Genomic DNA, 12,517 nt, shown 5'->3' on the forward strand with positions numbered 1-12,517 from the left:
AAGGAGTAGTGACTGAAGATGTGAACAAAATGCGAACGGATTTGTGAAGAATTTTTGAATGGGGAAAGTAATGTGAGAAAAGTCACATTGAATATGTCGCTTCTTTTTTATAATGAAGGCAAATAAAAAAACGAAAGCTTACTAAGCATTGCAGTAGAAAAGAAGGGATATAGATGCACGAGAAAATGAAAGATTCTTTAGAACGGCCACTTCAAGATTTACGTATTTCAGTTATTGATCGTTGTAATTTTAGGTGCACATACTGTATGCCTGCTGAAGTGTTCGGACCTGATTATGCTTTTTTACAGGAAGAGTTTTTATTATCTTTTGATGAAATAGAGAGACTAGCTAGGTTATTTATAAGTATGGGTGTTGAAAAAATTAGGCTTACTGGCGGTGAACCATTATTGCGTAAAGACTTATCTCAGTTAATAGCAAGGCTTATAAAACTAGAAGGCTTAAAAGACATTGGGCTCACAACAAACGGAATTCATTTAGCAAAACAAGCTAAGGCGCTAAAAGACGCGGGATTAAAGCGTGTAAATATTAGTTTAGATGCGATAGAGGATCACGTTTTCCAAAAAATTAACGGAAGAAATGTAAGTACAAAACCTGTACTGAAAGGAATAGAAGCAGCAAAGGCTGCTGGATTAGAAGTAAAGGTAAATATGGTCGTAAAAAAAGGAATGAATGACAGTCAAATTCTTCATATGGCTCGTTATTTTAAAGAACAAGAAGTTCAGCTTCGTTTCATTGAGTTTATGGATGTAGGCAGTACGAACGGATGGAATTTTGAACAAGTTATTACGAAGGAACAGCTAATAGAGAAAATTAATCGTGTGTATCCGATTGTGCCCGTTAAACCTCGTTACTTTGGAGAAGTTGCGAAATTGTATCGATATGTAGGGAGCGATGCAGAAGTTGGATTTATTACTTCAGTATCTGAGTCATTTTGTTCTTCTTGTACGAGAGCTCGTATTTCGGCAGACGGTAAGTTTTTTACGTGTCTATTTGGAACGAAAGGAACGGATTTGCGAACGCTTCTTCGAGAGAATATTTCTGATGCATCGCTATTAAAAATTTTACAACATACATGGCGATATAGAACAGATCGATATTCAGATGAAAGAACGACGGAAAGTACGAATAAACGTCAAAAAGTTGAAATGTCGTACATTGGCGGATAGTGAAAGGAGGATTCCTTATGCAAGAGCGATATTCAAGGCAAGTGTTGTTTTCTAGAATTGGTGAAATGGGACAAAGGAAAATAAGAAAGAAACATGTGCTCTTAATTGGTGCAGGTGCACTAGGGGCTGCGAATGCAGAAGCACTCGCTAGGATGGGGATTGGGAAATTGACAATTGCCGATCGTGACTACGTTGAATGGAGTAATTTACAGCGGCAACAGTTATATACAGAAGAAGATGCAAAGCAATGCAAACCAAAAGCAATTGCAGCAGCAGGACATGTAAGAAAGATTAATTCTGAAGTGGAAATTGTACCAGTTGTAACGGATGTCACAATGCAAGAAATAGAAGAGTTAACAAAAGAAGTGGATCTCATCATAGATGCCACTGACAACTTCGATACGCGCCTACTTATAAATGATATTTCACAAAAAGAAAATATACCTTGGATATACGGTGGATGCGTTGGAAGTTACGGTGTAACGTATACAATTCTGCCGGGAAAAACACCATGTTTTCGCTGTCTGATGGATCATCCTATGGGCGGTGCCACATGCGATACAGCCGGAATCATTCAGCCAACTGTACAGATGGTTGTTGCGCATCAAGTTACAGAGGCGATGAAAATATTGATGGATGATTATGAGTCGCTAAGAGGGACGATGTTATCATTTGATATTTGGAACAATCAATATCTCTCATTAAAAGTAAATAGACAGAAAAAAAGTACATGTCCATCTTGTGGAAAATCACGAACGTATCCTAGTTTAACATTTGAAGAGCAGATGAAAACGGAAGTGTTATGCGGACGGAATACAGTTCAAATCCGTTCAGGAATAAAGAGAGAGCTTAATTTAACCGAAATTCAAAAGCGGTTACAAAAAAGTGTACAGGTCAAAAAAACGACGTACTTACTATCATTTCTAATTGATGAATATCGTTTCGTTTTATTTACAGACGGTAGGGCATTTATTCATGGGACAAATGATGTGAAAATAGCAAAACGATTATACGCCAAATATATAGGATGAACAGAAAGAGCGTTTCTCCTTATTAAAACGAGGTGAAAAAGAATGTTAGATAAACGTATACCAATTCCAGTAGCAGAAGCGGTTGCGCGTGTAATGAAATATGCCCACCAAGGCGAAATAGAAAAGGTTTCTCTTATAGAAAGCTACGGTAGAACGCTTGGAGAAGATGTTATTGCAGATCATGATGTTCCGCATTTTGATCGTTCTCCGTACGACGGATTTGCGATTCGAGCGGAAGACACAAAAGAAGCTAGTAACAGTAATTCCATTCAGTTTGAAGTGATTGGCGAAATTGGAGCTGGGTCTGTTTTTACAGAAGAAGTAAAAGCATTTCAAGGTGTCCGTATTATGACAGGAGCCGCAATTCCGAAAGGGTGTAATGCGGTTGTTATGTTGGAGCTAACGGAAGGCTTTGAAGAAAACGAAAAGACTTTTATGGTATTAAAACGCTCTTTCTCTTCTGGTGATAATATTTCTTTTAAAGGAGAAGATGTAAAACAAAATAGCATTCTTGTGAAAAAAGGGACTGTTATTAATCCTGGAGTAGCAGCACTTCTTGCTACGTTTGGTTATAGTTCCGTACATGTTGTAAAACAGCCGATTATTGGGATTGTAACGACAGGAAGTGAACTGCTTGAAGTACATGAACAATTAAAACTAGGGAAGATTCGAAATAGTAACTCCTATATGATCGCTGCTCAAATTGAACGAGCCGGCGGAATTGTACAGTATTATGGACAATTCGCTGACGATTTTGAGGCGTGCTATAACACTGTAAAAAAAGCGATGAAAGAAGTTGATATTTTAATTACAACTGGTGGCGTTTCGGTAGGAGACTATGACTATTTACCTGCTATTTATGAGAGATTACAAGCTAATGTACTTTTCAATAAAATAGCGATGCGACCAGGAAGTGTGACAACTGTAGCTGAGGTGGAAGGAAAACTATTATTTGGTTTATCTGGTAATCCTTCTGCTTGTTATGTCGGTTGTGAATTATATGTTAGACCAGTCATTCGAACATACTTGCATAGAAAAGATTCACACGTATTTCGTGCTGAGGCGATTTTACAAAAAGACTTTCCAAAAGCAAACCCATTTACTCGTTTTGTGAGAGGAAAAGTGGAAATTGTAAATGGAAAATTGCAAGCGACACCATTTGGTTTAGATAAATCTAGTGCAATTTCTTCACTTGCAGAGGCGAACGCATTTATTGTCCTGCCGGGAGGAACAAGGGGATTTGAAGCAGGAATAACTGTTTCAGTACTGTTATTAGAATCAAACGCCGGAAGTGAGTGGCCGTGGGAAGAACCGCTTCGATCGTACAAATAAGAGAAAAATAGATCGCTAACTTATATGAAGATAAGAGGTGCAAGATGACACATCTGTATTATGAGGTAATTGATACACCAATTTCAATTGAGGAAGTTACAAACAAAGTAATTCATCGTGAGTGTGGCGCAGTTACTACTTTCATTGGTACGGTTAGAGAATTTACGAAAGGTCGTCGTACGCTATATTTAGAGTATGTAGCTTATAAAACAATGGCGGAAAAACAGCTTGAGAAAATTGGTACCGAAGTAGGGGAGAAATGGCCTGGAACATATGTGGCAATTACACATCGCATTGGTACATTACAAATTTCTGATCTTGCTGTTGTTGTCGCTGTTTCTACACCACACCGGAAAGCAGCCTATGAGGCGAACGAATATATTATGGAGCGTATAAAACAAATCGTTCCAATTTGGAAGAAAGAGTTTTGGGAAGATGGTGAATCTTGGATTGGTGATCAATTAGAAAAGGTAGCATATGAGAATGGCGAGCCTGGAAAGGAGATGAGAATATGATTGAAGTACTATTATTTGCACATTTACAAGAAGAAGTAAGCAAACCAGCATTACACATCGATTGTGAAAATATTACAGTTGCTGAACTAAAGAAGGTACTTATTAAGGAATACAACGTAGCGATTTCAAATGAGATTATGGTTGCTATAAATGAAGAGTATGCAAATGAGGATGACATCATTCAAACTGGCGATGTTATAGCAATGATTCCGCCAGTAAGTGGTGGTTGATTCTTTTAAGCCTAATCATGTTAGGACATGATTAGGCCGGAGGGAATGAATATAACTATACATACATAGGAGGGAACAGGATGAAAAGTCCTAATTTTCAATTAAGTTTACAAACTTCTAATCTAGTTATTGGTTTTATGGTATGGGTCATTTTATCATCATTAATGCCTTATATTAAAGCGGATATTCCATTAACTGCGGGACAAATTTCTATGGTAACAGCAGTACCGGTTATTTTAGGTTCTGTTCTTCGCATTCCAATTGGTTATTGGACAAATCGTTTCGGAGCAAGAAAATTATTCTTTATTAGTTTTATTCTATTATTATTTCCTGTCTTTTATATTAGTGTTGCCAATTCAATGATGGATTTAATTATTGGTGGTCTATTTGTCGGAATTGGTGGGGCCGTATTCTCCGTAGGTGTAACTTCACTACCGAAATACTTTCCGAAAGAGAGTCACGGTTTTGTAAATGGTATTTACGGTGTCGGTAACGCCGGAACAGCAATTACTTCGTTCTTAGCACCTGTTATCGCAACTTCAGTTGGCTGGAGAACGACAGTACAATGTTATTTAGTTTTACTTGCAGCGTTTGCACTTATGAACTTTTTATTAGGCGATCGTAAGGAGAAAAAGGTGAATACACCATTAATGGAACAAATAAAAGGTGTATATAAAAATGAAAAACTTTGGTTTCTATGTATCTTTTACTTTTTAACATTCGGATCATTCGTCGCATTTACAGTGTACTTACCAAACTTTTTAGTATCTCACTTCGGATTAGAAAAAGTGGATGCAGGTATGCGGACAGCTGGATTCATTGTACTCGCAACAATTATGCGTCCGGTTGGTGGATGGCTCGGTGACAAATTTAACCCATTTAAAATATTAATCTTCGTATTTATCGGTTTAACACTTTCAGGTATTATTTTATCATTTATGCCTAGTATGAATGTGTATACATTTGGTTGCTTATTAGTCGCATTTTGCGCAGGGATTGGTAATGGTACAATCTTTAAACTCGTTCCAATGTACTTCTCTGAACAAGCTGGTATTGTAAATGGACTCGTTTCAGCTTTAGGCGGACTAGGAGGGTTCTTCCCGCCATTAATTTTAACTTTATTATTCCAACTAACAGGCCATTATGCAATTGGATTTATGGCATTATCAGAAGTCGCACTTGCTTGTTTAATCATTACAGTGTGGATGTATAGTCAAGAAAAGCTGTTAGTGATGTTAAAGAATCATTAATAAAGAAAAAGAGCCGTCCCGAAGTATTTTGGGATGGTTCTTTTAGTAATAGGCTTCAATATGTTTTTTATTAATATCTTAACAAATGTTTGCTAACGAATTGATAAATAGTCGCTCCTTTCTAAAAGCTATCTATTCATATGTATAAAAATATATCAATAGCTTGAAATGTTCCGAAATTCAAAAAACATATAGAGGTATTTATGACAAGAAAAAACTGCATATTTTTTAGGTTCAGATTTTTGGGTAAGGCTAATGGATATTGTGAAAAAGTCCACTTAAAATAAAGAATACAGTTTTAGTTGATAAGATAAAATTATGAATTTGTATAAATAATTCGTAATTTTCTTTGTGAGCCATATTTGATATGTTAAAGAAAAGAGAGCGTTTAATCCAACTAAAATATATGTAGAATGAGGTTTTAAATGTTTATTTTCATTATATTAGACGTAATAGTACCAATGTTAATATTGATGCTAATTGGTGCAATCTTACAAAGGAAGTTCCAATTTAACTTAAAGCAGCTATCTACACTTATTAATTATTGCTTGATGCCAGCGGCTGTATTTGTGAATATATATGATATTAGTATAGAAACAGGTTTGTTGCTCCAGATCATGTACTATTTAATGCTTTATAGTCTGAGTCTAATGCTAGTAAGTCATTTCATTTCAAAAACATTAAAGTTAGAAAAAGGAGAAAGTGCAGCTCTAAAAAATAGCATTTCGTTAATGAATTCCGGTAATTATGGATTACCAGTAAGTCAATTGATTTTCAGTCACAATCCAGTGGGGATTTCCATTCAGATTTTCATTGTGATTTTCCAGAATCTTTTAACTTACTCATATGGGATATATAACTTACTATCAGCAACAAAAACAATCGGAGGTATTATTCAATCATTTCTAAGACTGCCTGTATTTCATGCGCTCGTACTAGGGATTCTCTTTCAATCGTTTACAATTCAAATACCTAATTCTATCTTTCTACCTCTTAATCAGCTTGCGAATAGTTTTGTTGCCATAGCGCTCATATTGCTAGGAGCACAATTAGCCAACATTAAGCTTAATTTTTTCCATAGAGTTATAACATGGTCTTTAATTGGAAGGTTACTGATGGGGCCATTATTAGCACTTGCCATGATCTACCTACTAAACATTGATGGTATTGTTGCACAATCATTATTTATTGCAAGTTCTTTTCCTACTTCAAGAAATACATCAACTATTGCTATGGAGTATCAAATAGAGCCCGAACTACATGCACAAATCGTTTTATTTTCAACAATTTTCAGCATTATTACAGTAACTGTCGTTATTTATTTATCATATATTTTGTTTTGAATATACGTTTAAAACCGAATGGATTTGAGGCGGTAAATGATGGACGGAAATCCCATCGATATGAGAGGGAAATAGTCTTTGAGATATTAGGTGTCGTTTACAATTGTACTATGTCCGATAATCAAGCGACTTAATTCAAAAAAGAAACCAAAACAAAAAGAACAAACGCTTCTAAAAAACGTTTGTCCAAAGGTAATTCCTATTTTAGCTGAAAAATAGATTATAATTTGTGGGTACGAGAAAGCTTTTTTATAAGATTAGGAAGTATAGATGTTAATTCTTGCTTCAAACGCTTCGTAAACGATGGATCTTTACCTGAAGTTGAAATAGTGACAACATATTCATCATGTCGGATGACGCCAGGTGTGTGAAAAGATGATTCTGTACCATCACTTACAACGTTAACCCACTGAAAATCGTGGGCGGCCTGTTTGACCATCAGATTTACAGCATGTTGATTTGTAGCTGCATAAATAAGGTGAGCATCTTTAATATCATCAATACTAAAAGTTTTTTGCTTCCAAGTAATAAAAGGAAGTTCCTTCATCTCCTCGCAAATTTCTGGGCTGATAACGGTGACAAAAGCGCCTGTATTTTTTAATCCAGACGCTTTTCGATATGCGATTTTACCTCCACCAATAATAACGACCACTTTTTTATTTAAATTAAGCATAAGAGGGTACATGTTATACATACACACATTCCTCCATTCGTTCTAATAATGTTAACTTCATATATGTATCAAACTGAAGACAGTTACAAGTCGTAACGTGATTGTATTTTTTCGTATGCAACTTAATCTTTTGAAGCAACAGTCCGGTAAAGAGAAGGTACGGCATGACATATACATGGGAGGCAGTCGATGTTATAGTCTTCAGCTCAGCAGGAAAAGAGGGTGTTCCTTTCGTTAAAAAGGAACACGATACTGGCATGCCGAGTTTTCGTTCGACAATTGCTCCGATTTGTTGTAACTCATGTATCGGCTGTGTATCACTGCTGCCTCGTCCTACGAGTAAAATACTACTACCTTGTATTGGCATAGCTTCACGTATTCTTTTCACTACAAGTTCCACCATATGTGGATGCGTACTAAAAGGAGGTACAACTGAAAATGTTATTTGTGGACATTTCTTTTGTAGTTGTTCTATTTCAAAAGGAATATCACGTTTATAGTGAGCTGCTGCAAATAATAAAACAGGTACAATCATGATTTCAGTTGCTCCCTCTAGTATCGCTTCTGTAACTGCATCCGAAATGGTAGGTGTTGTTAGTTCTAGAAAAGCTATTTTTTGAGTTCTTTCGTTACGTTCTTTCATAACAGATTGAACAAAATGAATGAATTGTTCATTACCTTCTTGCAAGCGACTCCCGTGTCCAACATATACAATTCCTTTCATCGTATCACCAAATCTTTCTTCATAATCATATTTTGTAATTGCTCATCTACATGATGAAAACCAACTTTATTCGCATAGTGTAAAGTTGGAACGTCGGTATACGAGAAAGGGAGAGTAAGGATATCGATAAAGCCAAGTCGTTTTATTTCTGATAAAAATGTATCAATTGAGGCACGCCCTTCAAACACAATGCTATCCCATGAGAATTCAGAAAGCATCCGAGAATGCACTTCATCAAAACGATAGTCAATTGTATACTCATGAGTCATCATGTATGACCCGGCACCAATTTTTTCTTGTATAAAAGCAATTCGATTAATATTTCTTCCTAAATAAACTGTTGTATCGGAAGAGAACTCTGCTTGTTTACTTAGTAGCCCATATCGTATAAGTTTTTCTTGAGTGGCAACGTTCATATGCTGTAGCCCTGCCTGTAAAGAACGAATATCTTTCTGATGTTTACTACATGATCGCATCAATATTTCTACACTTTCAGCTGAACAAAAAACAAGACGATCAACTTTAAAAATTTCATTGATTTGTTCAAGTGTTAATGCGTATTCTACCTTTTTGAAAGTAGGAATTTGATATATTTCTGCACCGTCTTCTTGTAACTTTTGTTTCATTGAACTTGTTTTATTCGTTGCGGATGCAAATAAAACTTTTTTCCCATGTAATGGTTTACGTTCCTTCCAAGCGATTTGATCCCGTAAGGAAACGACATCACCAACAATTGTCATTGAGGGATTGGAAATATTTTCGTTTTTGACGATAGAAACAATGGTTGAAAGTGTTCCTGTGACAACGCGCTGCTTTCCAGTTGTACCCCATTCAATGACTGCTACTGGCGTATCTTTTTTCTTTCCTGCTTGTAGTAAGTTTTCACAAATTGTAGGTAAGTTTTTTATACCCATATAGTAGGCAATTGTATCGCTATTGTGAGATGAATTATATTTTCCATAATCGGTTAAAGGACCTTTCGCATGCCCAGTTAGTAAAGTGACGCTATTACTGTAGTTACGGTGGGTGAGGGGGATACCTGCATAGCTACTAGCGGCGATGCTAGATGTAATACCTGGTACAATTTCATATGGAATGTTCGCTGCTGCTAAAGTTTCTGCTTCTTCACCAACACGGCCAAAAATAGATGGATCTCCACCCTTTAAGCGGACAACGATTTTTCCTTCTTTCGTAAATTGAAGGAGGTGGGCGTTAATCATTTCTTGTCGCATAATATGATTCTTTGGCATCTTTCCGCAATAAATAAGTTCACATGTTTCTTTTGTATAATGAAGAAAGAAAGGGTTTAATAAACGGTCATATAAAACGATATCTGCACGCTTTAAACAATCTATCGCTTTCTTTGTAATAAGTCCTTCATCACCTGGTCCTGCACCAACTAAATATACATATCCGTTCATAATTGCACCTCATCTATTTTTATTTAAAAGGAAGCCAGAGGAGGCTTCCTTTCGTAAATTACATGTATAAATAAATGTCACCATCAATAACTTCTACTTCGTATGTTTGAATACAGCCGTCATCAGGTTTTTGAACTTCACCTGTTATTAGTGAGATTTTCCAATCATGCAGCGGACAAAAGACGAATTCTCCAGATACAATTCCTTCTGCTAACGGTCCGTTTTTATGAGGACAACGATTTTCTACAGCTCGAATCTCACCATTTGAAAGGCGGAATAGGGCGATAGACATACCTTTCATTTGCACTTCTTTACCGATTTGAATAGGAAGATTTTCCGCACGCATAACTTTTATTTTTTCTTTCGTTTGTATCATATAGATCACAGCTCCTTATTTCACAGTTGCTACTTCATACATCGCTTTTAATGACTTCGTTTCTAGTGCATGTCCCCAGGCTTCCGTATATGTGCTACGAGCTGTTTGGAAGCGTTCATTTAACGTAGTAACCATACTTGTATCTTGTAGTATTTCTTTTATGTGATCGAAGCCTAATCGTTCTGTCCAGTAGGCAGTACGCTCTCCATAAATACCAGTTTCACGATAATATTGCATGTAAGCTGTAGCGATGCGAAGGACATCATCTTCAGTAGGGACGATCATTACAAAATCAGCTTCACGTACTTCTGTACCACCATTTCCGCCAATATAAAGTTGGTATCCATTTTCGACACATACAACGCCAAAATCTTTCGTTAATACTTCCGCACAGTTACGTGGACAGCCTGTTACACCCATCTTCATTTTATGTGGTGTATCTACCATTTCTAATGATTGTTCAAGTAGCATACCAAGTCCTAATGAATCTTTCGTACCGAAACGGCAGAAGCGAGAACCAACACAGGATTTGACATTACGAAGCGATTTTGAATACGCATATCCCGAAGTCATATGCAAGTCAGCCCATACGTTAGGTAAATCTTGTTTCTTAATACCATATAAGCCAATTCGGCTCGCGCCTGTAATTTTCACAAGAGGAACATCGTATTTTTTCGCAACTTCAGCAATTTTCATTAAATCATCTGCTGTTGTAACACCACCGTACATACGTGGAATAACAGAGAATGTACCATCGTGCTGGATGTTACCGTTCATTCTTTCATTAACGAAACGAGATGATTTATCGTCTGCATATTCTTCTGGAATCGCCATACGTAAATAATAGTTCAAAGCAGGGCGACATTTTGAACAGCCGTCTTCCTGTGCAAAACCAAGAACATTTCGTACTTCTTTTGGAGATTTTAAACCTTTCTCGTGAATGGCTGCTACGACATCATCACGTGATAAAGTTGTACATCCACACATACCAGTAGACTGCGCAGAAGCATCAAAAGCATCTCCGAGTGTATGAGATAAAACTTGTTCCACAAGCGGACGGCATTTTCCGCAAGATCCTGCGGCTTTCGTGCATCCTTTTACTTCTTCAAAAGTAGTTAACTCTTGCTCTAAAATGGCATGAACGATTGTACCTTTCGTAACACCATTACATCCACAAATCGTGTCATCCGCACTCATTGTAGCAACGTCAAGTTCACTCTCTTCACCAGCTTTGTGAAGAAGGGAAGCGGCTGTATATTCTTGTATATCTTCTTCTTTCTTTAACATGCTAAAGAGGCGTGTACCATCAGCGGCGTCACCATATAAAACGATACCGACAACTTTATTGTCGCGAATTAATACTTTCTTATAGGAACGTTTACATTCATCAAAGATTGATATTGCTTTCGTCTGATCATCTTCATGAATTTGGCCGGCAGAGAATAAATCACAACCAGCAACTTTTAATTGCGTACCAACGATACTGCCTGTATATCCATTTGTTTGTAAATTTGTTATATGTTTCGCTAATATTGTGCCTTGTTCATAAAGAGGGGCAACAAGTCCATATGCGATACCATCATGTTCTGCACATTCGCCAACTGCATAAATGGATTCATCATTTGTTAGCATATAGTCATTGACTACAATACCTCGGTTGACTATTAGACCAGCATCTCTTGCTATTTTCGTATTTGGTCGTATTCCGACAGCCATTACGATTAAATCACAGTCTACAACTTCACCATCTTCAAATTGAATGCCCTCAACATGATCTGTACCAAGAATTTTTACAGTTTTCTTTTCCATTAAAAACTTCATGCCCTGTGCTTCTAAATCTTCACGCAGAAGAGAAGCTGCTTTCGTATCTAGTTGTTGCTCCATTAAGCTAGGCATTAAATGAACAACATGTACGTCCATTCCTAAATCAATTAGACCTCTTGCGGCTTCTAAACCAAGTAATCCACCACCAATGACTACGGCTTTTTTCTTTTCTTTAGCAGTATCAATCATAAATTGTGTATCTTCAATAGTTCGAAATCCTGTTACACCAGGAAGAGTAAAGCCTTCAACGGGTAAAATAAAAGCACTAGAACCTGTTGCGATAATGAGTTTGTCATATGTAACAGTACGATTCTTTTCTGTAATAATAATTTTTTCTTCTCGGTTAATACTTTGAACTCTTTCATTTGTATACAAAGTTATTTCGTTTTCTTCATACCAACTGTATTCATTCATAATGATATCTTGCATATTTGTTTTGCCTTGTAAAACATGAGAGAGCATAATGCGGTTGTAGTTTGGATGCGGTTCATCTCCAAAAATAGTAATCTCATATGAATCACTATCATATTTTAATATTTCTTCCATACAGCGTATGCCAGCCATACCATTTCCGATCATAACTAAACGTTTTTTCATTTTCGTTTCCCCTT

12 protein-coding genes are annotated in these 12,517 nt (G+C 36.6%); 7 read left to right on the forward strand and 5 right to left on the reverse strand.

Going from position 1 to position 12,517, the window contains the following annotated elements; genetic code table 11:
- Nucleotides 1-173 precede the first annotated feature (173 nt).
- The 7 genes from moaA to ACZ76X_RS16080 all read left to right on the forward strand — a co-directional run bounded on the left by moaA (nucleotide 174) and on the right by ACZ76X_RS16080 (nucleotide 6,888).
- Entirely contained in the window at nucleotides 174-1,187 is a 1,014-nt protein-coding gene (gene moaA / locus ACZ76X_RS16050; RefSeq protein ID WP_479850971.1) for a GTP 3',8-cyclase MoaA, read from the forward strand.
- A 17-nt stretch (nucleotides 1,188-1,204) separates the two neighbouring features.
- On the forward strand, nucleotides 1,205-2,218 hold the full coding sequence (locus ACZ76X_RS16055) for a molybdopterin-synthase adenylyltransferase MoeB (protein WP_479850972.1): 1,014 nt from the start codon (nucleotides 1,205-1,207) through the stop codon (nucleotides 2,216-2,218).
- Nucleotides 2,219-2,260: 42 nt separating this feature from the next.
- Nucleotides 2,261-3,550 carry a molybdopterin molybdotransferase MoeA gene (locus ACZ76X_RS16060; RefSeq protein WP_479850973.1) on the forward strand — a complete coding sequence of 430 codons (1,290 nt, stop codon included), beginning with the start codon at nucleotides 2,261-2,263 and terminating at the stop codon, nucleotides 3,548-3,550.
- A gap of 44 nt (nucleotides 3,551-3,594) precedes the next feature.
- Nucleotides 3,595-4,065 carry a molybdenum cofactor biosynthesis protein MoaE gene (locus ACZ76X_RS16065; RefSeq protein ID WP_479850974.1) on the forward strand — a complete coding sequence of 157 codons (471 nt, stop codon included), beginning with the start codon at nucleotides 3,595-3,597 and terminating at the stop codon, nucleotides 4,063-4,065.
- A complete protein-coding gene (gene moaD / locus ACZ76X_RS16070; protein WP_479850975.1) occupies nucleotides 4,062-4,295 on the forward strand; it encodes a molybdopterin converting factor subunit 1 in 234 nt (77 codons plus the stop codon). Before ACZ76X_RS16065 ends, moaD begins: the two co-directional genes overlap by 4 nt.
- A gap of 80 nt (nucleotides 4,296-4,375) precedes the next feature.
- On the forward strand, nucleotides 4,376-5,545 hold the full coding sequence (gene narK / locus ACZ76X_RS16075) for a nitrate transporter NarK (RefSeq protein ID WP_000841865.1): 1,170 nt from the start codon (nucleotides 4,376-4,378) through the stop codon (nucleotides 5,543-5,545).
- 425 nt (nucleotides 5,546-5,970) lie between these two features.
- Entirely contained in the window at nucleotides 5,971-6,888 is a 918-nt protein-coding gene (locus ACZ76X_RS16080) for an AEC family transporter (RefSeq protein ID WP_479850976.1), read from the forward strand.
- A 220-nt stretch (nucleotides 6,889-7,108) separates the two neighbouring features.
- On the opposite strand, the gene ACZ76X_RS16085 is transcribed toward ACZ76X_RS16080, so the two are convergent.
- From ACZ76X_RS16085 to nirB, 5 genes are read right to left on the reverse strand one after another with little or no spacing between them, the layout of a single operon-like run.
- A complete protein-coding gene (locus ACZ76X_RS16085) occupies nucleotides 7,109-7,582 on the reverse strand; it encodes a precorrin-2 dehydrogenase (protein ID WP_479850977.1) in 474 nt (157 codons plus the stop codon).
- On the reverse strand, nucleotides 7,575-8,285 hold the full coding sequence (locus ACZ76X_RS16090) for a sirohydrochlorin chelatase (RefSeq protein WP_479850978.1): 711 nt from the start codon (nucleotides 8,283-8,285) through the stop codon (nucleotides 7,575-7,577). Before ACZ76X_RS16090 ends, ACZ76X_RS16085 begins: the two co-directional genes overlap by 8 nt.
- Nucleotides 8,282-9,706, reverse strand: a complete 1,425-nt coding sequence (locus tag ACZ76X_RS16095) for a uroporphyrin-III C-methyltransferase (RefSeq protein WP_479850979.1) — start codon at nucleotides 9,704-9,706, stop codon at nucleotides 8,282-8,284. The genes ACZ76X_RS16090 and ACZ76X_RS16095 overlap by 4 nt, the downstream gene beginning before the upstream one ends.
- Nucleotides 9,707-9,764: 58 nt before the next feature.
- Complete coding sequence (gene nirD / locus ACZ76X_RS16100; RefSeq protein WP_479850980.1) at nucleotides 9,765-10,082, reverse strand: nitrite reductase small subunit NirD; 318 nt, start codon at nucleotides 10,080-10,082, stop codon at nucleotides 9,765-9,767.
- A 15-nt stretch (nucleotides 10,083-10,097) separates the two neighbouring features.
- The gene (nirB, locus tag ACZ76X_RS16105; RefSeq protein WP_479850981.1) at nucleotides 10,098-12,503 is read right to left on the reverse strand and encodes an NADPH-nitrite reductase large subunit; all 2,406 of its coding nucleotides are present in this window, start codon (nucleotides 12,501-12,503) and stop codon (nucleotides 10,098-10,100) included.
- Nucleotides 12,504-12,517: the final 14 nt, after the last annotated feature.

The organism is Bacillus sp. BC05(2025) (assembly GCF_056725905.1).

Excerpts from the sequence above, each read along its gene's own strand:
- moaA (WP_479850971.1), top strand. The coding sequence starts at position 174 with ATGCACGAGAAAATGAAAGATTCTTTAGAACGGCCACTTCAAGATTTA.
- ACZ76X_RS16055 (WP_479850972.1), top strand. The coding sequence starts at position 1,205 with ATGCAAGAGCGATATTCAAGGCAAGTGTTGTTTTCTAGAATTGGTGAA.
- ACZ76X_RS16060 (WP_479850973.1), top strand. The coding sequence starts at position 2,261 with ATGTTAGATAAACGTATACCAATTCCAGTAGCAGAAGCGGTTGCGCGT.
- ACZ76X_RS16065 (WP_479850974.1), top strand. The coding sequence starts at position 3,595 with ATGACACATCTGTATTATGAGGTAATTGATACACCAATTTCAATTGAG.
- moaD (WP_479850975.1), top strand. The coding sequence starts at position 4,062 with ATGATTGAAGTACTATTATTTGCACATTTACAAGAAGAAGTAAGCAAA.
- narK (WP_000841865.1), top strand. The coding sequence starts at position 4,376 with ATGAAAAGTCCTAATTTTCAATTAAGTTTACAAACTTCTAATCTAGTT.
- ACZ76X_RS16080 (WP_479850976.1), top strand. The coding sequence starts at position 5,971 with ATGTTTATTTTCATTATATTAGACGTAATAGTACCAATGTTAATATTG.
- ACZ76X_RS16085 (WP_479850977.1), bottom strand. The coding sequence starts at position 7,582 with ATGTATAACATGTACCCTCTTATGCTTAATTTAAATAAAAAAGTGGTC.
- ACZ76X_RS16090 (WP_479850978.1), bottom strand. The coding sequence starts at position 8,285 with ATGAAAGGAATTGTATATGTTGGACACGGGAGTCGCTTGCAAGAAGGT.
- ACZ76X_RS16095 (WP_479850979.1), bottom strand. The coding sequence starts at position 9,706 with ATGAACGGATATGTATATTTAGTTGGTGCAGGACCAGGTGATGAAGGA.
- nirD (WP_479850980.1), bottom strand. The coding sequence starts at position 10,082 with ATGATACAAACGAAAGAAAAAATAAAAGTTATGCGTGCGGAAAATCTT.
- nirB (WP_479850981.1), bottom strand. The coding sequence starts at position 12,503 with ATGAAAAAACGTTTAGTTATGATCGGAAATGGTATGGCTGGCATACGC.